30 protein-coding genes are annotated in these 18,089 nt (G+C 56.9%); all 30 read right to left on the minus strand.

The window, feature by feature from the left end; genetic code table 11:
- Positions 1-50: 50 nt before the first annotated feature.
- Positions 51-515: a bacterioferritin gene (gene bfr / locus VMP31_RS14805; protein WP_325508391.1), complete on the minus strand. Its 465-nt coding sequence runs from the start codon at positions 513-515 to the stop codon at positions 51-53.
- A gap of 157 nt (positions 516-672) precedes the next feature.
- A complete protein-coding gene (katG, locus tag VMP31_RS14810; protein ID WP_325508393.1) occupies positions 673-2,886 on the minus strand; it encodes a catalase/peroxidase HPI in 2,214 nt (737 codons plus the stop codon).
- 176 nt (positions 2,887-3,062) lie between these two features.
- On the minus strand, positions 3,063-4,442 hold the full coding sequence (locus tag VMP31_RS14815; protein WP_325508395.1) for a Na+/H+ antiporter NhaC family protein: 1,380 nt from the start codon (positions 4,440-4,442) through the stop codon (positions 3,063-3,065).
- Positions 4,443-4,750: 308 nt separating this feature from the next.
- Positions 4,751-5,137 carry a 50S ribosomal protein L17 gene (rplQ, locus tag VMP31_RS14820; protein WP_325508397.1) on the minus strand — a complete coding sequence of 129 codons (387 nt, stop codon included), beginning with the start codon at positions 5,135-5,137 and terminating at the stop codon, positions 4,751-4,753.
- A 42-nt stretch (positions 5,138-5,179) separates the two neighbouring features.
- The gene (locus VMP31_RS14825; protein WP_090255780.1) at positions 5,180-6,181 is read right to left on the minus strand and encodes a DNA-directed RNA polymerase subunit alpha; all 1,002 of its coding nucleotides are present in this window, start codon (positions 6,179-6,181) and stop codon (positions 5,180-5,182) included.
- A 22-nt stretch (positions 6,182-6,203) separates the two neighbouring features.
- Complete coding sequence (rpsD, locus tag VMP31_RS14830; RefSeq protein ID WP_325508399.1) at positions 6,204-6,824, minus strand: 30S ribosomal protein S4; 621 nt, start codon at positions 6,822-6,824, stop codon at positions 6,204-6,206.
- Between the two features lie 17 nt (positions 6,825-6,841).
- Positions 6,842-7,231 (minus strand): 30S ribosomal protein S11, encoded by a 390-nt coding sequence (gene rpsK / locus VMP31_RS14835; protein WP_013789773.1) that lies wholly within the window; start codon positions 7,229-7,231, stop codon positions 6,842-6,844.
- 30 nt (positions 7,232-7,261) lie between these two features.
- Entirely contained in the window at positions 7,262-7,618 is a 357-nt protein-coding gene (gene rpsM / locus VMP31_RS14840; RefSeq protein ID WP_325508401.1) for a 30S ribosomal protein S13, read from the minus strand.
- Positions 7,619-7,749: 131 nt separating this feature from the next.
- Positions 7,750-7,866 (minus strand): 50S ribosomal protein L36, encoded by a 117-nt coding sequence (gene rpmJ, locus VMP31_RS14845; protein WP_046788135.1) that lies wholly within the window; start codon positions 7,864-7,866, stop codon positions 7,750-7,752.
- Between the two features lie 26 nt (positions 7,867-7,892).
- The gene (gene secY, locus VMP31_RS14850; RefSeq protein ID WP_325508404.1) at positions 7,893-9,221 is read right to left on the minus strand and encodes a preprotein translocase subunit SecY; all 1,329 of its coding nucleotides are present in this window, start codon (positions 9,219-9,221) and stop codon (positions 7,893-7,895) included.
- Complete coding sequence (gene rplO, locus VMP31_RS14855; protein WP_325508406.1) at positions 9,222-9,656, minus strand: 50S ribosomal protein L15; 435 nt, start codon at positions 9,654-9,656, stop codon at positions 9,222-9,224. It lies immediately after the preceding gene.
- 3 nt (positions 9,657-9,659) lie between these two features.
- Entirely contained in the window at positions 9,660-9,839 is a 180-nt protein-coding gene (gene rpmD / locus VMP31_RS14860) for a 50S ribosomal protein L30 (RefSeq protein ID WP_079204534.1), read from the minus strand.
- Positions 9,840-9,841: 2 nt separating this feature from the next.
- A complete protein-coding gene (rpsE, locus tag VMP31_RS14865) occupies positions 9,842-10,342 on the minus strand; it encodes a 30S ribosomal protein S5 (RefSeq protein ID WP_305623294.1) in 501 nt (166 codons plus the stop codon).
- A gap of 3 nt (positions 10,343-10,345) precedes the next feature.
- Entirely contained in the window at positions 10,346-10,696 is a 351-nt protein-coding gene (rplR, locus tag VMP31_RS14870; protein WP_264591046.1) for a 50S ribosomal protein L18, read from the minus strand.
- A gap of 10 nt (positions 10,697-10,706) precedes the next feature.
- Positions 10,707-11,240: a 50S ribosomal protein L6 gene (rplF, locus tag VMP31_RS14875; RefSeq protein ID WP_325508413.1), complete on the minus strand. Its 534-nt coding sequence runs from the start codon at positions 11,238-11,240 to the stop codon at positions 10,707-10,709.
- Positions 11,241-11,253: 13 nt separating this feature from the next.
- Positions 11,254-11,646, minus strand: coding sequence for a 30S ribosomal protein S8 (gene rpsH, locus VMP31_RS14880; RefSeq protein WP_069519903.1), 393 nt, complete (start codon positions 11,644-11,646; stop codon positions 11,254-11,256).
- A 180-nt stretch (positions 11,647-11,826) separates the two neighbouring features.
- A complete protein-coding gene (gene rpsN / locus VMP31_RS14885) occupies positions 11,827-12,132 on the minus strand; it encodes a 30S ribosomal protein S14 (protein ID WP_325508415.1) in 306 nt (101 codons plus the stop codon).
- A 13-nt stretch (positions 12,133-12,145) separates the two neighbouring features.
- On the minus strand, positions 12,146-12,685 hold the full coding sequence (gene rplE, locus VMP31_RS14890) for a 50S ribosomal protein L5 (protein ID WP_325508417.1): 540 nt from the start codon (positions 12,683-12,685) through the stop codon (positions 12,146-12,148).
- A 20-nt stretch (positions 12,686-12,705) separates the two neighbouring features.
- Positions 12,706-13,020 (minus strand): 50S ribosomal protein L24, encoded by a 315-nt coding sequence (gene rplX, locus VMP31_RS14895; protein ID WP_008374158.1) that lies wholly within the window; start codon positions 13,018-13,020, stop codon positions 12,706-12,708.
- Between the two features lie 11 nt (positions 13,021-13,031).
- Positions 13,032-13,400, minus strand: a complete 369-nt coding sequence (gene rplN, locus VMP31_RS14900; protein WP_003281831.1) for a 50S ribosomal protein L14 — start codon at positions 13,398-13,400, stop codon at positions 13,032-13,034.
- A gap of 22 nt (positions 13,401-13,422) precedes the next feature.
- Positions 13,423-13,689, minus strand: coding sequence for a 30S ribosomal protein S17 (gene rpsQ / locus VMP31_RS14905; protein WP_025167719.1), 267 nt, complete (start codon positions 13,687-13,689; stop codon positions 13,423-13,425).
- 2 nt (positions 13,690-13,691) lie between these two features.
- Positions 13,692-13,883: a 50S ribosomal protein L29 gene (rpmC, locus tag VMP31_RS14910; protein WP_002555481.1), complete on the minus strand. Its 192-nt coding sequence runs from the start codon at positions 13,881-13,883 to the stop codon at positions 13,692-13,694.
- The gene (gene rplP / locus VMP31_RS14915; protein WP_042552939.1) at positions 13,883-14,296 is read right to left on the minus strand and encodes a 50S ribosomal protein L16; all 414 of its coding nucleotides are present in this window, start codon (positions 14,294-14,296) and stop codon (positions 13,883-13,885) included. The genes rpmC and rplP overlap by 1 nt, the downstream gene beginning before the upstream one ends.
- 12 nt (positions 14,297-14,308) lie before the next feature.
- Positions 14,309-14,995 carry a 30S ribosomal protein S3 gene (rpsC, locus tag VMP31_RS14920; RefSeq protein ID WP_305624932.1) on the minus strand — a complete coding sequence of 229 codons (687 nt, stop codon included), beginning with the start codon at positions 14,993-14,995 and terminating at the stop codon, positions 14,309-14,311.
- Between the two features lie 13 nt (positions 14,996-15,008).
- Positions 15,009-15,341 carry a 50S ribosomal protein L22 gene (gene rplV / locus VMP31_RS14925; protein WP_003210077.1) on the minus strand — a complete coding sequence of 111 codons (333 nt, stop codon included), beginning with the start codon at positions 15,339-15,341 and terminating at the stop codon, positions 15,009-15,011.
- Positions 15,342-15,352: 11 nt separating this feature from the next.
- Positions 15,353-15,628, minus strand: coding sequence for a 30S ribosomal protein S19 (gene rpsS / locus VMP31_RS14930; protein ID WP_010486981.1), 276 nt, complete (start codon positions 15,626-15,628; stop codon positions 15,353-15,355).
- Between the two features lie 16 nt (positions 15,629-15,644).
- Positions 15,645-16,469: a 50S ribosomal protein L2 gene (gene rplB / locus VMP31_RS14935; RefSeq protein WP_325508427.1), complete on the minus strand. Its 825-nt coding sequence runs from the start codon at positions 16,467-16,469 to the stop codon at positions 15,645-15,647.
- 14 nt (positions 16,470-16,483) lie between these two features.
- Positions 16,484-16,783, minus strand: a complete 300-nt coding sequence (gene rplW / locus VMP31_RS14940; protein WP_325508429.1) for a 50S ribosomal protein L23 — start codon at positions 16,781-16,783, stop codon at positions 16,484-16,486.
- Positions 16,780-17,382 (minus strand): 50S ribosomal protein L4, encoded by a 603-nt coding sequence (gene rplD, locus VMP31_RS14945; protein ID WP_069519910.1) that lies wholly within the window; start codon positions 17,380-17,382, stop codon positions 16,780-16,782. Before rplD ends, rplW begins: the two co-directional genes overlap by 4 nt.
- A 12-nt stretch (positions 17,383-17,394) precedes the next feature.
- The gene (gene rplC, locus VMP31_RS14950) at positions 17,395-18,030 is read right to left on the minus strand and encodes a 50S ribosomal protein L3 (RefSeq protein WP_090505796.1); all 636 of its coding nucleotides are present in this window, start codon (positions 18,028-18,030) and stop codon (positions 17,395-17,397) included.
- Between the last annotated feature and the right edge of the window lie 59 nt (positions 18,031-18,089).

Raw genomic sequence — 18,089 nt, forward strand, 5'->3', positions numbered from 1 at the left:
CCATGCAAAAAGCCCCGAATGTTCGGGGCTTTTTGTTGTTAGCGATACACCTACATCTGGCTCTGCAGGTAGTTCTCCAGGCCCAGCCTGTCGATCAGCCCCAGCTGAATTTCCAGCCAGTAGGCATGATCTTCCTCAGTGTCCTTGAGTTGCACCAGGAGGATATCGCGGGTCTGGTAATCCTGATGTTTCTCACACAATTCGATGCCTTTGCTCAAGGCCGCGCGCACCTGGTATTCCAGGGCCAGGTCGAGCTTGAGCATCTCCGGCACCGTCTGGCCGAAACTGAAGCTGTCCGGAACCATATCCGGCAGGCCTTCGAGAAACAGAATGCGCTTGAGAATGGCGTCGGCGTGCTGGGTCTCCTCCTCCATCTCATGGCCGATCCGCTCGTAGAGCTTGGTGAAGCCCATGTCCTCGTACAGACGCGAGTGGATAAAGTACTGATCGCGCGCCGCCAGCTCGCCCTTGAGCAGCATTTTCAAATAGTCGATAACTTCGATGTGGCCCTGCATGCCTGGTGTCCTTGCAATATTCGCGGTAATGCCGCGCATGCTGCGCATCCCGCCTCTGCGGGTCAAGGAAAAAGCACAACGCCTCCACGAAGGGAGGCGCTGTGCAGTGGGTTGAAACTGCCACGTGGAGCGCACAGGGCGCGCCACCGGCAGTGGCTCAAGCGAGGTCGAAGCGATCCAGGTTCATCACCTTGGTCCAGGCGGCAACGAAGTCCCTGATCAGCTTCTCCTTGCCGTCGGCGCTGGCGTAAACCTCGGCGTAGGCACGCAGTACCGCGTTGGAACCGAAGACCAGATCGTTGCGGGTAGCAACATACTTAGCCTGGCCGCTATTGCGCAGCACGCCCTCGAACACTTCCCCATCGACACTCACGGCCTTCCACACAATGCCCATGTCCAGCAGGTTGACGAAGAAGTCGTTGCTCAGCACGCCGACCCGATCGGTGAACACGCCATGCTGGCTGCCGTCATGGTTGGCACCCAGCACGCGCAGGCCGCCGACCAGTGCGGTCAGCTCCGGCGCGCTCAGGGTCAGAAGCTGGGCCTTGTCGACCAGCATGGCCTCGGTCGGCACGCCGAGCCTGCCCTTGCGGTAGTTGCGGAAACCATCGGCGACGGGCTCCAGCGGCTCGAAGGACTCGATGTCGGTCTGATCCTGGCGGGCATCAACCCGGCCGGGTGCAAACGGTACATTCACACTCACCCCAGCGGCACTGGCGGCCTGCTCCACGCCGACATTGCCGGCCAGCACGATCACGTCGGCCAGCGAGGCCTTGGCAGAGGCTTGCTGAATCTCGACCAGCTTGGCCAGAGCCCCAACCGCCCGCTGATTGACCGCCCAATCCTTCTGCGGAGCCAGGGCCAGACGTGCACCGTTGGCACCGCCACGCTTGTCGCCGCCACGGAAGGTCGAAGCCGAAGCCCAGGCCACGGAGACCAGATCGCCCACCGACAAACCAGAGGATGCAATCCGGGCCTTGAGTTCGGCGATGTCGGCCGCGCTCGGGTTATGTGTGGCCGCCGGCAGCGGGTCCTGCCAGATCAGGTCTTCCTGCGGCACTTCCGGGCCGAGGTAACGGGCCTTGGGACCCATGTCGCGGTGGGTCAGCTTGAACCAGGCGCGGGCAAAGGCGTCAGCGAACTGGTCCGGGTTCTCCAGGAAGCGACGCGAGATCTTCTCGTAAGCCGGGTCGAAACGCAGCGACAGATCGGTGGTCAGCATGGTCGGGCGGTGCTTCTTCGCCGAGTCGTATGCATCCGGAATAATCTCCGGCGCATTCTTGGCGACCCATTGGTGGGCACCCGCCGGGCTCTTGCTCAGCTCCCATTCGAAGACGAACAGGTTTTCGAAGAAGTTGTTGCTCCATTGCGTAGGCGTATTGGTCCAAGTCACTTCCAGACCACTGGTGATGGTGTCGGCACCCTTGCCGCTGCCGAATGAACTGGCCCAGCCAAAGCCCTGGTTTTCCAACCCACTGGCCTCCGGCTCGGCACCGACATTATCGGCAGGGCCGGCACCGTGAGTTTTGCCAAAGGTGTGTCCGCCGGCGATCAGCGCCACGGTTTCCTCATCGTTCATGGCCATGCGGGCGAACGTTTCGCGAATGTCATGAGCGGCTGCGAGGGGATCCGGATTGCCTTCCGGGCCTTCCGGGTTCACGTAGATCAAGCCCATCTGCACCGCCGCCAGCGGGTTCTCAAGGTTGCGCCCCTGGCTGTCGGTGCGATCTTCCTCGTTACCATGCAGCGCTGGCTCGGCAACCAGCGGACCGTCGCCCGTGCCGGCGTAACGCACATCGCCGCCCAACCAGGTTTTCTCGTTGCCCCAATAGACGTCCTGATCAGGCTCCCAGGTATCCGGGCGGCCACCGGCGAAACCCAGGGTTTTGAAGCCCATCGACTCTAGCGCGACGTTGCCGGCGAGGATCATCAGGTCGGCCCAGGATATCTGGCTGCCGTACTTCTGCTTGATCGGCCAGAGCAGACGGCGGGCCTTGTCCAGGCTGACGTTATCCGGCCAGCTGTTGAGCGGCGCGAAACGCTGCTGCCCGCGACCACCACCGCCCCGGCCATCCTGAACGCGGTAGGTGCCGGCACTGTGCCAGGCCATCCGCACCATCAGGCCACCGTAGTGACCGAAGTCGGCCGGCCACCAGTCCTGACTGTCAGTCATCAGCTTGGTCAGGTCCGCCTTCAGGGCCTGGTAGTCGAGCGTCTTGAATGCTTCGGCGTAGTTGAAATCACCCATCAGGTTGGACTTTTCCGAATGCTGGTTCAGCAAATCCACACGCAGTTGTTTCGGCCACCAATCCTTGTTGGTGGTGCCGCCGCCAGCAGCATGATTGAACGGGCATTTACCTTGATTCGACATGGTTCTCTCCTTTTCCTTATCCAGTCGGGCTCAGCGCTTGTGGCCGACGATGGGACAAGCCTAGACCCGCTAGCTCTAGGGGACCAATTTATGAAACACAACAGCCCAATAGCTTTTGCCTTTTATCAGCCGCAGAAAAAACGGGCCCGCAGGCCCGTTTTCTATGCGCAGTCCCTTCAGGCGATCAGGATAAAGCCGACAAAAGCCAAGGCTGCGGCGATCAGGGTATAGGGCAGCTGGGTGATGGCATGGCTGATCAGGTTACAACCCGAGCCCTGGGCGGCCAGCACCGTTGAATCGCTATAGAAGCAGGCCTGGCTACCGAAGGCCGACGCCGACAGGAGCGCACCGATAGTCAGCGGGATATCCGCTTCAAGCGCATAGGCCAAGGGCATAACGATGGGAATGGTCACCGCGAAGATGCCCCAGGACGACCCCGTGGCGAAGGCCAGCACGGCCATGGCCAGAAACACCATGGCCGGCAGCATCTGCGGGCTCATATAGGGCTTGAGCGATTCCACCACGTATTGCGGCAGCATCATCTGATCGCACACATCCTTGAAGATAAAGGCGGCGATCACGATGCCGATGGCCGGCAGCATGGTCTTGAAGCCATCGACCATTTGATCGAGCATCTCGGACAAGGGCATCAAGCGCTGCAGCAGGTAGAACGGCACGGTGATCGCCAGGGTAGCCAACATGCCCATCCAGACATCGATATCAAAGTAGATGGTGAAGCCGATCAGCATCAGCAACGGCACCAGGAAGTTGTAGAGCTTGCCGCCCTCCTTGTCCGCGCCTTCGAACTCCTCCTCCAGCGCCTTCATCGAGTAGTTGTGCTCGGGGCTCAGCTCGCCGACATGCATGGCCCCGGCCGAACCGTGACGCGCGGCCATCTCGGCCTTGCGCATGGGACCAATCGCCGGCACCACCCCGGCGGCGACCAGCAGCACCAGAATCACCGCGAACCAGGCATAGAGCATGTAGGGAATGGCCTGGATATACACGCTGATGCCCTCGCCGGTAGCGGCGATATCGTTGTTCTCCAGCAGCCCGCCAAAGAACACCGCCCAGGTCGACAGCGGTACCAACACGCAGATCGGTGCCGCGGTGGAGTCCACCACATAGGCGAGCATTTCACGGGAAATCCTGAAACGGTCGGTGACCCGCTTCATGGTTTCGCCCACGGTCAGGGCATTGAGGTAGTCATCAACGAAGATCACCACGCCCAGGGCAAAGGTCATCAGTAGCGAGGAACGAGGCCCCTTGGCCAGCTTTAGGGCCGCACGGCCGAAAGCCAGAGCCCCACCGGTACGCACCAGCAAGGCGATCAGCGCGCCGAAGCTGCCACAGACCAGGATCAACCAGCCAATGGTTTCGTCCTGCATCACCTTGAGGGAAACTTCGGAGAAGTTGTTCAACGCCTCGGCTGGCGACAGCAGCAACAAACCGGAGATGGCACCCAGAACCAGGGCCAGGATGGGCCGCCGCAAGGTGATCGCCAGGATCAATACGACAGCAGGGGGAATCAGACTCAGCGCAGTAGGTTCGGACATGATGTGCAATTGTTCTTATAGGGGCCGCAAGACGGCGGGAACGGAAGACCCGCGAACCTTACCCGAGCCGACAGGCGCACACAATATCAAACGCGACGTGCGGAATAATATTCACCCGAAAAACAAAAAATGGCCGGGAGCCATTTTTAACGTTGCGCAGCAACGGCCCAAAGGGTGGCCGCCAAGGATAGCGAGCCATAAAAACGCCGGGAGCATTTTTGCCCGCAGGCCCCGAAGGGGCCAAGCACATGGATATGCTGGGCACAAAAAAACCGGGCCAAGGCCCGGTTTTTTCTACAACCTACAACTTACTCGGCGTCTACAGCTGGACCAGCGACCGGACGGTCAACCAGCTCAACATAAGCCATCGGAGCATTGTCGCCAGCGCGGAAACCGCACTTGAGAATACGCAGGTAACCGCCCTGACGGGTGGCGTAGCGCTTGCCCAGGTCGTTAAACAGCTTACCGACGATGGCTTTCGAACGCGTACGGTCGAAGGCCAGACGACGGTTAGCAACGCTGTCTTCTTTAGCCAGAGTAATCAGCGGCTCGGCAACGCGACGCAGCTCTTTGGCTTTCGGCAGAGTAGTTTTGATCAGCTCATGCTCAAACAGCGATACCGCCATGTTCTGGAACATGGCCTTACGGTGTGCGCTGGTGCGGCTGAGGTGACGGCCACTTTTACGATGACGCATGGTTCAATTCCTTACCAAACTCACGTTCGGTGATGATGACGATCAGGCAGTCGCCTTATCGTCTTTCTTCAGACTTGCCGGCGGCCAATTGTCGAGGCGCATACCGAGGGACAGACCGCGAGAAGCCAGAACATCCTTGATTTCGGTCAGGGATTTCTTGCCCAGGTTCGGCGTTTTCAACAGTTCTACTTCGGTGCGCTGAATCAGGTCGCCGATGTAGTAAATGTTCTCTGCCTTGAGGCAGTTAGCCGAACGAACGGTCAGTTCCAGGTCATCAACTGGGCGCAGCAGGATCGGATCGATCTCGTCTTCCTGCTCGATTACCACTGGCTCACTGTCACCTTTGAGGTCGACGAACGCAGCCAACTGCTGTTGCAGAATGGTTGCGGCACGACGGATAGCCTCTTCCGGATCCAGAGTACCGTTGGTTTCCAGGTCAATAACCAGCTTGTCCAGGTTGGTACGCTGCTCAACACGAGCGTTTTCCACCACGTACGACACACGGCGTACCGGGCTGAACGAAGCATCCAGCTGCAAGCGACCAATGCTGCGGCTTTCATCTTCATCGCTCTGACGAGCGTCAGCCGGCTCATAGCCGCGACCACGAGCTATGGTGAGCTTCATGTTCAGCGCGCCAGTGGAAGCCAGGTTGGCGATTACGTGGTCGCCATTGACGATTTCGACATCGTGATCCAGCTGAATATCGGCAGCGGTAACTACACCCGAGCCCTTCTTCGCCAGAGTCAGCGTCACTTCGTCACGACCGTGCAGTTTGACAGCCAGACCTTTCAGGTTGAGCAGGATTTCAATAACGTCTTCCTGAACACCTTCGATGGCACTGTACTCATGGAGTACACCATCAATCTCGGCCTCGACTACTGCACAGCCAGGCATGGAGGACAACAGGATGCGGCGCAGCGCGTTGCCCAGGGTATGGCCGAAACCACGCTCGAGCGGCTCGAGGGTGATCTTGGCGCGGGTAGAACTGACCACCTGCACATCAATGTGACGGGGGGTCAGGAACTCATTTACCGAAATCTGCATGGATGCACCTATTTTCTAGCCCTTACTTGGAGTAGAGCTCGACAATCAGGCTTTCGTTGATGTCAGCGGAGAGATCACTGCGAGCCGGGACGTTTTTGAACACGCCAGACTTTTTCTCAGTGTCTACATCTACCCATTCAACGCGGCCACGCTGGGCACACAGCTCAAGAGCTTGAACAATGCGCAGCTGATTCTTCGATTTCTCGCGTACTGCAACGACGTCGCCAGCTTTAACCTGGTAGGACGGCACGTTTACAGTCTTACCGTTAACGCTGATCGCTTTGTGCGAAACCAGCTGACGGGATTCGGCACGAGTAGCGCCGTAGCCCATACGGTAAACCACGTTATCCAGACGGCATTCGAGCAGTTGCAGCAGGTTCTCACCAGTAGCGCCTTTCTTGCCGGCAGCTTCTTTGTAATAACCGCTGAATTGACGCTCAAGCACACCGTAGATACGACGAACTTTTTGCTTCTCACGCAGCTGGGTGCCGTAGTCGGACTGACGGCCACGGCGCTGACCGTGAATACCTGGGGCTGCTTCGATGTTGCACTTCGATTCCAGAGCGCGTACACCGCTTTTCAGGAAAAGATCTGTGCCTTCACGACGAGACAGTTTGCATTTGGGACCAATGTAACGAGCCATTTCTCACTGTCTCCTGATTACACGCGACGCTTCTTCGAAGGACGGCATCCGTTATGCGGGATGGGCGTCACATCGGTGATGCTGGCGATCTTATAGCCGCAACCGTTCAAAGCACGGACAGCGGACTCACGACCCGGACCGGGACCCTTGACGTTAACGTCGAGGTTCTTCAGGCCGTATTCCAGCGCAGCTTGACCAGCACGTTCTGCAGCCACCTGGGCAGCGAACGGGGTGCTTTTACGCGAGCCGCGGAAACCCGAACCACCAGAGGTAGCCCAGGACAGGGCGTTGCCCTGACGGTCAGTAATGGTCACGATTGTGTTGTTGAAAGAAGCGTGGATGTGGGCGATGCCATCAACCACCGTCTTTTTGACTTTCTTACGAGTACGAGCAGCAGGTTTTGCCATGACTAGATTCCTGTCGATGCGCGAATGCGATTACTTGCGGATCGGCTTACGCGGGCCCTTACGGGTACGCGCGTTGGTCTTGGTACGCTGACCGCGAACCGGCAGACCACGACGATGACGCAGGCCGCGGTAGCAACCCAGGTCCATCAAGCGCTTGATTTTCATGTTCACTTCACGACGCAGGTCGCCTTCGGTATTAACCTTGGCCACTTCGCCACGCAGCTGCTCGATCTGCTCGTCAGAGAGATCTTTGATCTTTGCAGCCGGATTAACGCCGGCGGCAGCACAGACTTTCTGTGCAGTAGTGCGACCAACACCAAAGATGTAGGTCAGCGAGATAACAGTGTGCTTGTTATCCGGAATGTTAACGCCTGCAATACGGGCCATTCAGTGTAACTCCAATTGACAGCTACCTACGCCCCGGAAGCCAAGAAATAGGGCGCGAGATATTAACGCTGTAGAAACAAATAATCAACCCGGCAGCGCACTAGCTGCCGGGCTTGTTACTTCACTCACACTCAGCCTTGGCGCTGTTTGTGACGCGGTTCCGAGCTGCAAATCACGCGAACAACACCTTCGCGACGGATAATCTTGCAGTTACGGCACAGCTTTTTCACCGATGCACGAACTTTCATCACCAACTCCTCGAACCTTATGGGCTTCAGCGCAGCATGCCGCTGCCGTAGCCCTTCAGGTTGGCTTTCTTCATCAGGGATTCGTACTGGTGCGAAACGAGGTGCGATTGTACTTGCGACATAAAGTCCATCACAACCACTACCACGATCAGCAACGAGGTCCCGCCAAGATAGAACGGTACGTTGGCAGCCACCACCAGGAACTGGGGCAACAGGCACACGGCCGTCATGTACAGAGCACCGAACATGGTCAAGCGGGTCAACACGCCATCGATATAGCGCGCCGATTGCTCACCTGGACGGATACCCGGAATAAAGGCACCGGACTTCTTCAGGTTTTCCGCTACGTCTTTCGGGTTGAACATCAGCGCTGTATAGAAGAAGCAGAAGAAAATAATCCCTGCACTAAACAGCAAAATGTTCAACGGCTGACCTGGAGCGATAGCCTGCGAAATATCCTGCAGCCAGCCCAGACCTTCGGACTGACCAAACCAGGCACCCAGCGAGGCCGGGAACAACAGAAGGCTACTGGCGAAAATAGCCGGGATAACCCCTGCCATGTTCACCTTCAGCGGCAAGTGACTGGTCTGCGCAGCAAACACCTTGCGGCCCTGCTGACGCTTGGCGTAGTGCACCGCAATACGGCGCTGACCACGCTCAATGAACACCACGAAACCGATGATCGCTACTGCCAACAAACCGATGGCGATCAAGGCGAAGATATTGATATCGCCCTGGCGAGCAGACTCGAAAGACTGCCCAATCGCCGACGGCAGACCGGCTACGATGCCTGCAAAAATCAGCATCGAAATACCGTTGCCGACACCACGCTCGGTAATCTGCTCGCCCAGCCACATCATAAACATCGCACCCGCCACAAACGTGGTGACTGCTACGAAGTGGAAGCCGAAATCAGCCGAAAACGCTACGCCCTGACTGGCCAGACCAACGGACATGCCGATAGCTTGGACAAATGCCAGGACGAGGGTGCCGTAGCGGGTGTATTGGCTGATCTTACGACGACCAGCCTCACCTTCCTTCTTCAACTGCTCCAGCTGCGGGCTGACAGCGGTCATGAGCTGCATGATGATCGATGCCGAAATGTACGGCATGATCCCCAGTGCAAAAATGCTCATACGCTCCAGCGCACCGCCGGAAAACATGTTGAACAAGCTAAGAATGGTCCCCTCATTCTGTCGAAACAGGTCCGCCAACCGGTCCGGGTTGATACCAGGCACAGGGATGTGTGCGCCAATCCGATAGACGATAATCGCCATGAACAGAAAGCGCAGACGAGCCCAGAGCTCGGATAACCCGCCATTGCTGAGCGCTGAGAGAGCACCTTGCTTAGCCATTTATTCCTCGAACTTACCGCCAGCTGCTTCGATAGCCGCGCGCGCACCTTTGGTGACGGCGATACCTTTAAGGGTGACTGCCTGAGTAACTTCACCGGACAGCATGACTTTCACACGCTGTACATGTTGGTTGATCAGGTTGGCATCCTTCAGCGACTGCAGAGTAACAATGCCGCCTTCGATCTTGTTCAGCTCGGAGGTACGCACTTGCGCACGATCCATAGCCTTCAAGGACACGAAGCCGAACTTGGGAAGACGACGGTGCAGAGGCTGCTGGCCGCCTTCAAAACCCGGAGCAATGGTGCCACCGGAGCGGGAGGTCTGACCTTTGTGGCCGCGGCCACCAGTCTTACCCAAACCGCTACCGATACCACGGCCCGGACGGTGCTTCTCGCGACGGGAACCCGGCGCAGGACTCAGATCGTTCAGGTACATGAATTAACCCTCGACTCGCAGCATGTAGTAAGCCTTGTTGATCATCCCGCGATTCTCGGGAGTATCCAGGACTTCTACGGTGTGACCGATGCGACGCAGACCCAGACCCTTCACACAGAGCTTATGGTTGGGGATACGGCCGGTCATGCTTTTGATCAGCGTGACTTTTACGGTATTAGCCATGATTAGAGAATCTCCTCGACGCTCTTGCCACGCTTGGCCGCAACAGAACCTGGCGACTGCATAGCTTTCAAACCCTTGAAGGTGGCGTGTACCACGTTCACCGGGTTGGTCGAGCCGTAGCACTTGGCCAGAACGTTCTGCACACCAGCCACTTCCAGGACAGCACGCATAGCGCCGCCGGCAATGATACCGGTACCTTCAGAAGCAGGCTGCATGTACACCTTGGAGGCGCCATGGGCAGACTTCATCGCGTACTGCAGAGTGGTGCCGTTCAGGTCCACCTGGATCATGTTGCGACGAGCAGCTTCCATAGCTTTCTGGATAGCGGCCGGCACTTCACGGGACTTGCCACGGCCGAAACCGACGCGACCCTTACCATCACCAACCACGGTCAACGCGGTGAAAGTGAAGATACGGCCACCCTTTACGGTCTTGGCAACGCGGTTAACCTGTACCAGCTTCTCGATATAGCCTTCGTCGCGCTTTTGGTCGTTATTTGCCATAACTTAGAACTCCAGCCCGCCTTCACGAGCAGCATCAGCCAGCGCCTTGACGCGGCCGTGGTACTTGAAGCCAGAACGGTCGAATGCAACCTGAGTCACACCAGCGGCTTTCGCACGCTCGGCAACCAGCTCGCCAACTTTCTTGGCCGCGTCGACGTTGCCAGTGGCGCCGTCACGCAGTGCTTTGTCCAAGGTCGAGGCACTGGCCAGAACCTTGCCGCCGTCGGCCGAAATGACCTGGGCGTAGATATGCTGCGAGGAGCGATACACGCAGAGACGCACGGCTTCGAGCTCGTGCATTTTCAGGCGTGCTTTGCGAGCGCGACGCAGTCGAGTAACTTTCTTGTCGGTCATTTGCTATGCCCTACTTCTTCTTGGCTTCTTTACGGCGGACGACTTCGTCTGCGTAACGAACACCTTTGCCCTTATAAGGTTCAGGACGACGGAAGTCACGAATCTCCGCAGCGACCTGACCAACCAGTTGCTTGTCGACACCCTTGATCAGGATCTCGGTCTGGTTCGGGGTTTCAGCAACCACACCGTCCGGCAACTCATAGTCGATCGGATGGGAGAAGCCGAGAGCGAGGTTCAGCACCTGACCTTTGGCTTGCGCCTTGTAACCTACGCCGACCAGCTGCAGCTTGCGCTCGAAGCCAGTGCTAACGCCGATTACCATGTTGTTGACCAATGCACGGGTAGTGCCGGCCATGGCGCGAGTCTGCTGATCGCCATTGCGAGCAGCGAAACGCAGCTCACCAGCTTCCTGCATGACTTCAACGGACGAGTGAACATTCAGTTCGAGAGTACCCTTGGCACCCTTTACCGACAGCTGCTGACCTGTGAGTTTGACCTCAACACCGGCGGGCAGCGTAACGGGGTTCTTAGCAACGCGAGACATGCTTATTCCCCCCTTAGAACACTGTGCAAAGCACTTCGCCGCCGACACCGGCAGCGCGCGCAGCGCGGTCCGTCATCACACCTTTGTTGGTGGAGACGATGGAAACCCCGAGACCGCCACGAACTTTCGGCAGATCATCAACGGATTTGTATTGGCGAAGGCCTGGACGGCTTACGCGCTTAACTTCTTCGATGACTGGACGGCCTTCGAAGTATTTCAGCTCGATGGACAGCTGCGGCTTAACTTCGCCGCTGATCTGATAACCCGCAATATAACCTTCGTCTTTCAAAACTTTGGCTACAGCCACCTTCAACGTGGAAGACGGCATGCTTACGACGGACTTTTCAGCCATCTGGGCATTACGGATACGAGTTAGCATGTCCGCTAACGGGTCCTGCATACTCATGGGCTAGACGCTCCTGATACAAAAAGAATTAGCCTTGCGGCTACAGTCGCTGAGAATTCTGGAAAATTGAACCCAGGCTCAGGCGAGCCGAGCATTCTAGAGACTGATCAAAAATGAATCAAGCCCCAAAGGGGCCTGAATCACAGATAAGACAAAGCCGGCACTAGGCCGGCTTCGTTTTTACCAGCTGGCTTTCACCAGACCTGGCACATCACCACGCATGGCTGCTTCACGCAGCTTGATGCGGGACAGACCGAACTTACGGTATACACCGTGCGGACGACCGGTGATGCGGCAGCGGTTACGCAGGCGCGAAGCGCTGGCGTCACGCGGCTGCTTCTGCAGGGCAACCTGAGCTTCCCAACGCGCTTCCGGACTGGCGCTCAGATCGGCGATGGTAGCTTTCAGCTCGGCACGCTTCTTAGCGTACTTGGCTACCGTTTGCTGACGCTTCAGCTCGCGGTTTTTCATGCTGGTTTTGGCCATGATCCAACTCCAATCAGTTGCGGAACGGGAATTTGAAAGCACGCAGCAAGGCGCGACCTTCATCATCCGTACGGGCAGTGGTGGTCAGGGTAATGTCCAGACCACGCAGGGCATCGATCTTGTCGTAGTCGATTTCCGGGAAGATGATCTGCTCTTTCACGCCCATGCTGTAGTTGCCACGACCATCGAAGGACTTGGCATTCAGGCCGCGGAAGTCGCGAACCCGAGGCAGGGAGATGGACAGCAGACGATCGAGGAACTCGTACATACGCTCGCGGCGCAGGGTTACCTTGACGCCAATCGGCCAACCTTCACGAACCTTGAAGCCTGCAATCGACTTACGGGCATGAGTCACAACGACTTTCTGACCGGTAATCTTTTCCAGGTCGGCAACAGCGTGCTCGATGATTTTCTTGTCACCGATTGCTTCGCCCAGGCCCATGTTCAGGGTGATCTTGGTGATGCGCGGAACTTCCATCACGTTACCGAGCTTAAGTTCTTCCTTAAGCTTGGGAGCGATTTCTTTCCGGTAAATCTCTTTTAGTCGTGCCATGGTCTTCTACCTAGCAGTGTTCAAGCATCAACCGCTTTTTGGGTCGACTTGAAGACACGAATTTTCTTACCTTCTTCTACTTTGAAACCAACGCGGTCAGCCTTGTTGGTTTCGCCATTGAAGATGGCCACGTTAGAAGCGTGCAATGGCGCTTCTTTCTCGACGATACCGCCCTGAACGCCCGACATCGGGTTCGGCTTGGTATGGCGCTTCACCAGGTTGATCCCACCAACGACCAGACGGTCGTCAGCGAGAACCTTGAGCACCTTGCCACGCTTACCTTTGTCTTTGCCGGCGATCACGATGATCTCGTCGTCACGACGAATCTTTTGCATGTCGGATCTCCTTACAGCACTTCAGGGGCGAGCGAGACGATCTTCATGAACTTCTCAGTACGAAGCTCACGAGTCACTGGCCCAAAAATACGGGTGCCGATCGGCTCTTGCTTGTTGTTCAACAGAACAGCAGCGTTGCCGTCAAAGCGAATGATCGAGCCATCAGGGCGACGAACGCCGTGACGAGTGCGGACTACGACAGCAGTCATCACTTGGCCTTTCTTCACTTTACCGCGCGGAATTGCTTCCTTAACGGTGACTTTGATGATGTCGCCGATGCCAGCGTAGCGGCGATGCGAGCCACCCAGCACCTTGATGCACATAACGCGACGAGCACCGCTGTTGTCAGCGACGTCGAGCATGGATTGAGTCTGAATCATATATTTCTCCGACCCCTAGTCCTTAGACTTCCACTGCGCGTTCGAGAACTTCAACCAGAGCCCAGGACTTAGTCTTGGCAACGGGACGGGTTTCACGGATGGAAACCTTGTCACCGATGTGGCACTGATTGCTTTCGTCGTGCGCGTGCAGCTTGGTCGAACGCTTGACATATTTGCCGTAGATCGGGTGCTTAACGCGACGCTCGATCAATACGGTGATGGTCTTGTCCATCTTGTCGCTGACGACACGGCCGGTCAGCGTACGGACTGTTTTTTCGGCTTCAGCCATGATCACTTACCTGCCTGCTGGTTGAGCACAGTTTTCACACGAGCGATGTCGCGCTTAACTTGCGAGAGCAGGTGAGACTGCCCCAACTGGCCAGTTGCTTTCTGCATACGCAGATTGAACTGGTCGCGCAGCAGGCCGAGCAGTTGCTCGTTCAGCTGCTGTGCTGATTTTTCACGAAGTTCATTCGCTTTCATCACATCACCGTCCGCTTAACAAAAGTGGTGGCGAGTGGCAGCTTTGCAGCCGCCAGGGCGAAAGCCTCACGCGCCAACTCTTCGGAAACGCCTTCGATCTCATACAGGACCTTGCCTGGCTGGATCTGGGCTACCCAATACTCAACGCTACCCTTCCCTTTACCCATCCGCACTTCGAGAGGCTTCTTGGTAACTGGCTTGTCCGGGAAAACGCGAATCCAGATTTTCCCGCCACGCTTAACGTGACGAGTCAGAGCACGACGAGCGGACTCAATCTGACGGGCGGTGAGACGACCGCGGGCAACAGACTTCAGGGCGAACTCGCCGAAGCTGACTTTGCTACCGCGCTGAGCCAGACCACGGTTGTGGCCGGTCATCTGCTTACGGAACTTCGTACGCTTTGGTTGCAACATTTGGCGTACCCCTTACTTAGCAGCTTTTTTACGAGGCGCGGGTGCTTGTGGTTTCAGTTCTTCGTGGCGACCACCAATTACTTCGCCTTTGAAGATCCAAACCTTGACACCGATCACACCATAAGTGGTGTGCGCTTCGTACGTGGCATAGTCGATATCGGCACGCAGGGTGTGCAACGGCACACGACCTTCGCGATACCATTCGGTACGTGCAATTTCAGCACCGCCGAGACGACCGCTCACTTGGATTTTGATGCCCTTGGCACCAATACGCATGGCGTTCTGTACAGCGCGCTTCATGGCGCGACGGAACATCACACGACGCTCCAGCTGCTGAGCTACGCTCTGCGCAACCAGCATACCGTCGAGTTCCGGCTTGCGGATCTCTTCGATATTGATGTGCACAGGCACACCCATTTGCTTGGTCAGGTCCTGACGCAGTTTCTCAACATCTTCACCTTTCTTACCGATAACGATACCGGGACGAGCGGTGTGGATGGTGATACGTGCGGTTTGAGCCGGGCGAGCAATGTCGATACGGCTTACGGACGCGCTTTTTAATTTGTCTTGGAGATACTCGCGCACCTTCAGATCAGCGAACAAATAGTCCGCATAAGTCCGACCGCTGGCGTACCAGACGGAGGTGTGCTCCTTGACGATTCCCAGGCGAATGCCAATGGGATGTACTTTCTGACCCATCTGATCGACTCCGTTACTTGTCCGCAACCTTGACAGTGATATGGCAAGACCGCTTGACGATGCGATCAGCGCGGCCTTTGGCACGCGGCATGATTCGCTTCAGCGAACGCCCTTCGTTGACGAAAACGGTGCTGACCTTCAAGTCATCAACGTCTGCGCCTTCGTTGTGCTCGGCGTTGGCTACAGCCGACTCCAGCACTTTCTTAATGATCTCGGCGGCTTTCTTACTGCTGAAAGCCAGCAGGTTGAGCGCTTCGCCCACCTTCTTCCCGCGGATCTGGTCGGCGACCAAGCGGGCTTTCTGGGCGGAGATTCGAGCGCCCGACAACTTAGCGGCTACTTCCATTTCCTTACCCCTTAACGCTTGGCTTTCTTGTCAGCCACGTGCCCACGATAGGTACGAGTGCCGGCAAATTCGCCTAGTTTATGGCCGACCATGTCTTCGTTCACGAGAACTGGGACATGTTGACGACCGTTGTGTACAGCGATGGTCAGACCGACCATTTGTGGCAGGATCATCGAACGGCGCGACCAGGTTTTCACCGGCTTGCGATCGTTCTTTTCCACCGCCACTTCGATCTTCTTCAGTAGGTGAAGATCAATAAAAGGACCTTTTTTCAGAGAACGTGGCACTGTCGTATCCCTCTATTTACTTGCGACGACGGACGATCATGTTGTCGGTGCGTTTGTTACCACGAGTCTTCGCGCCCTTCGTCGGGAAGCCCCATGGAGACACCGGATGACGACCACCAGAGGTACGACCTTCACCACCACCGTGTGGGTGGTCAACCGGGTTCATGGCAACACCACGAACGGTTGGGCGAACGCCACGCCAGCGCTTGGCACCAGCTTTACCCAGCGAACGCAGGCTGTGCTCGGAGTTCGAGACTTCACCCAGGGTCGCACGGCACTCGGCCAGTACTTTACGCATTTCACCGGAACGCAGACGCAGGGTCACGTAGACACCTTCACGCGCAATCAGCTGAGCCGAAGCACCAGCGGAACGAGCGATCTGAGCACCTTTGCCCGGCTTCAGTTCGATACCGTGAACAGTGCTACCAACTGGAATGTTGCGCAGTTGCAGACTGTTGCCCGGCTTGATCGGAGCCATGATGCCAGCTACCAGCTGATCGCCAGCACTCACGCCTTTAGGGGCGATGATGTAGCGACGCTCGCCGTCTGCATACATCAGCAGAGCGATGTGTGCGGTACGGTTCGGATCGTATTCAATACGCTCGACAGTGGCTGGAATGCCATCTTTGTCGTTGCGACGGAAATCGACCAGACGGTAATGCTGCTTGTGGCCACCACCGATATGACGGGTAGTGATCCGACCATTGTTGTTACGACCGCCAGTCTTCGACTTCTTCTCGAGCAGCGGAGCGTAAGGAGCGCCTTTATGCAGCTCCTTGTTGACCACCTTGACCACAAAACGGCGGCCAGCGGAAGTCGGTTTGCATTTAACGATTGCCATGATGCACCCCTTCCTTACTCAGCACTGCTGGCGAAATCGATATCTTGGCCTGGCTGAAGGGAGATAACTGCCTTCTTCCAGTCGTTACGCTTGCCCAGACCGCGAGCGGTGCGCTTGCTCTTACCCAGAACGTTCTGGGTAGTCACTCGCTCAACCTTCACGCTGAACAGGCTTTCGACGGCCTTCTTGATTTCCAGCTTGGTTGCATCGGTTGCAACCTTGAAAACGAATTGGCTTTTTTTATCAGCCAGAAGTGTTGCCTTCTCGGAGACGTGCGGGCCAAGCAGCACTTTAAATACGCGTTCCTGGTTCATCCCAGCAGCTCCTCGAATTTCTTCACGGCAGAAACGGTGACCAGCACCTTCTCATACGCGATCAGACTGACCGGATCGGAACCCTGCACGTCACGAACATCAACGTGTGGCAGGTTGCGAGCAGCCAGGTACAGATTTTCATCGATAGCATCGGACACGATCAGTACATCGGTCAGGCCCATGCCATTCAGCTTGTTCAGCAGGTCTTTGGTCTTCGGCGCGTCAACGCTGAAGTCTTCAACCACAACCAGACGATCAGTACGTACCAGCTCAGCAAGAATCGAACGCAATGCAGCGCGATACATCTTCTTGTTCAGCTTCTGGTCGTGATTCTGCGGACGGGCCGCGAACGTCACACCACCGCCACGCCAGATCGGACCACGAGTGGTACCGGCACGAGCACGGCCAGTACCCTTCTGACGCCAAGGGCGCTTACCGCCACCGGATACGTCGGAACGAGTCTTCTGTTGCTTGCTGCCCTGACGGCCGCCGGCCATGTAGGCCACAACTGCTTGGTGAACCAGGGTCTCGTTGTAATCGCCACCGAAGGTCGCTTCGGACACTTCGATTGCTTGAGCGCCATTTACATTTAATTGCATGTCAGCTTCCCCTTAACCGCGAGCCTTGGCCGCTGGACGTACAACCAGGTTGCCGCCAGTAGCGCCAGGAACAGCACCCTTGACCAACAACAGATTGCGCTCAGCGTCAACCCGCACTACTTCCAGGGACTGCACGGTCACGCGCTCAGCGCCCATATGACCGGACATTTTTTTGCCCTTGAATACGCGACCCGGAGTCTGGCACTGGCCAATGGAACCCGGAACACGGTGGGACACGGAGTTACCGTGAGTGTTGTCTTGGCCGCGGAAGTTCCAACGCTTGATGGTACCGGCAAAGCCTTTACCCTTGGACTGACCGGTGACATCCACCAGTTGACCAGCTTGGAAAATTTCAGCGTTGATCAGATCGCCGGCCTGGTACTCGCCTTCTTCAAGACGGAATTCCATGACGGTACGACCTGCCGCGACATTCGCCTTAGCGAAGTGACCGGCTTGCGCCTTGCTGACACGAGAAGCGCGACGCTCGCCGACAGTGACTTGCACTGCACGATAGCCATCGGACTCTTCAGTTTTGAACTGGGTGACGCGATTCGGCTCGATCTCAATGACCGTAACCGGAATGGAGACACCTTCTTCGGTGAAAATGCGGGTCATACCGCACTTACGACCGACTACACCAATAGTCATGTTGTAACCTCATGAGTGTACGGGGCTTTCACCCGCTATGGCCGCCCATTTCAGAGCGT

Source organism: Pseudomonas sp. (assembly GCF_035512415.1).
Classification (GTDB): domain Bacteria; phylum Pseudomonadota; class Gammaproteobacteria; order Pseudomonadales; family Pseudomonadaceae; genus Aquipseudomonas.

Excerpts from the sequence above, each read along its gene's own strand:
- bfr (WP_325508391.1), bottom strand. The coding sequence starts at position 515 with ATGCAGGGCCACATCGAAGTTATCGACTATTTGAAAATGCTGCTCAAG.
- katG (WP_325508393.1), bottom strand. The coding sequence starts at position 2,886 with ATGTCGAATCAAGGTAAATGCCCGTTCAATCATGCTGCTGGCGGCGGC.
- VMP31_RS14815 (WP_325508395.1), bottom strand. The coding sequence starts at position 4,442 with ATGTCCGAACCTACTGCGCTGAGTCTGATTCCCCCTGCTGTCGTATTG.
- rplQ (WP_325508397.1), bottom strand. The coding sequence starts at position 5,137 with ATGCGTCATCGTAAAAGTGGCCGTCACCTCAGCCGCACCAGCGCACAC.
- VMP31_RS14825 (WP_090255780.1), bottom strand. The coding sequence starts at position 6,181 with ATGCAGATTTCGGTAAATGAGTTCCTGACCCCCCGTCACATTGATGTG.
- rpsD (WP_325508399.1), bottom strand. The coding sequence starts at position 6,824 with ATGGCTCGTTACATTGGTCCCAAATGCAAACTGTCTCGTCGTGAAGGC.
- rpsK (WP_013789773.1), bottom strand. The coding sequence starts at position 7,231 with ATGGCAAAACCTGCTGCTCGTACTCGTAAGAAAGTCAAAAAGACGGTG.
- rpsM (WP_325508401.1), bottom strand. The coding sequence starts at position 7,618 with ATGGCCCGTATTGCAGGCGTTAACATTCCGGATAACAAGCACACTGTT.
- rpmJ (WP_046788135.1), bottom strand. The coding sequence starts at position 7,866 with ATGAAAGTTCGTGCATCGGTGAAAAAGCTGTGCCGTAACTGCAAGATT.
- secY (WP_325508404.1), bottom strand. The coding sequence starts at position 9,221 with ATGGCTAAGCAAGGTGCTCTCTCAGCGCTCAGCAATGGCGGGTTATCC.
- rplO (WP_325508406.1), bottom strand. The coding sequence starts at position 9,656 with ATGTACCTGAACGATCTGAGTCCTGCGCCGGGTTCCCGTCGCGAGAAG.
- rpmD (WP_079204534.1), bottom strand. The coding sequence starts at position 9,839 with ATGGCTAATACCGTAAAAGTCACGCTGATCAAAAGCATGACCGGCCGT.
- rpsE (WP_305623294.1), bottom strand. The coding sequence starts at position 10,342 with ATGGCAAATAACGACCAAAAGCGCGACGAAGGCTATATCGAGAAGCTG.
- rplR (WP_264591046.1), bottom strand. The coding sequence starts at position 10,696 with ATGACCGACAAGAAAGTTACTCGACTGCGTCGCGCTCGCAAAGCACGC.
- rplF (WP_325508413.1), bottom strand. The coding sequence starts at position 11,240 with ATGTCTCGCGTTGCTAAGAACCCCGTTACGCTGCCCGCCGGTGTTGAG.
- rpsH (WP_069519903.1), bottom strand. The coding sequence starts at position 11,646 with ATGAGTATGCAGGACCCGTTAGCGGACATGCTAACTCGTATCCGTAAT.
- rpsN (WP_325508415.1), bottom strand. The coding sequence starts at position 12,132 with ATGGCCAAAACCAGCATGAAAAACCGCGAGCTGAAGCGTCAGCAAACG.
- rplE (WP_325508417.1), bottom strand. The coding sequence starts at position 12,685 with ATGGCACGACTAAAAGAGATTTACCGGAAAGAAATCGCTCCCAAGCTT.
- rplX (WP_008374158.1), bottom strand. The coding sequence starts at position 13,020 with ATGCAAAAGATTCGTCGTGACGACGAGATCATCGTGATCGCCGGCAAA.
- rplN (WP_003281831.1), bottom strand. The coding sequence starts at position 13,400 with ATGATTCAGACTCAATCCATGCTCGACGTCGCTGACAACAGCGGTGCT.
- rpsQ (WP_025167719.1), bottom strand. The coding sequence starts at position 13,689 with ATGGCTGAAGCCGAAAAAACAGTCCGTACGCTGACCGGCCGTGTCGTC.
- rpmC (WP_002555481.1), bottom strand. The coding sequence starts at position 13,883 with ATGAAAGCGAATGAACTTCGTGAAAAATCAGCACAGCAGCTGAACGAG.
- rplP (WP_042552939.1), bottom strand. The coding sequence starts at position 14,296 with ATGTTGCAACCAAAGCGTACGAAGTTCCGTAAGCAGATGACCGGCCAC.
- rpsC (WP_305624932.1), bottom strand. The coding sequence starts at position 14,995 with ATGGGTCAGAAAGTACATCCCATTGGCATTCGCCTGGGAATCGTCAAG.
- rplV (WP_003210077.1), bottom strand. The coding sequence starts at position 15,341 with ATGGAAGTAGCCGCTAAGTTGTCGGGCGCTCGAATCTCCGCCCAGAAA.
- rplB (WP_325508427.1), bottom strand. The coding sequence starts at position 16,469 with ATGGCAATCGTTAAATGCAAACCGACTTCCGCTGGCCGCCGTTTTGTG.
- rplW (WP_325508429.1), bottom strand. The coding sequence starts at position 16,783 with ATGAACCAGGAACGCGTATTTAAAGTGCTGCTTGGCCCGCACGTCTCC.
- rplD (WP_069519910.1), bottom strand. The coding sequence starts at position 17,382 with ATGCAATTAAATGTAAATGGCGCTCAAGCAATCGAAGTGTCCGAAGCG.
- rplC (WP_090505796.1), bottom strand. The coding sequence starts at position 18,030 with ATGACTATTGGTGTAGTCGGTCGTAAGTGCGGTATGACCCGCATTTTC.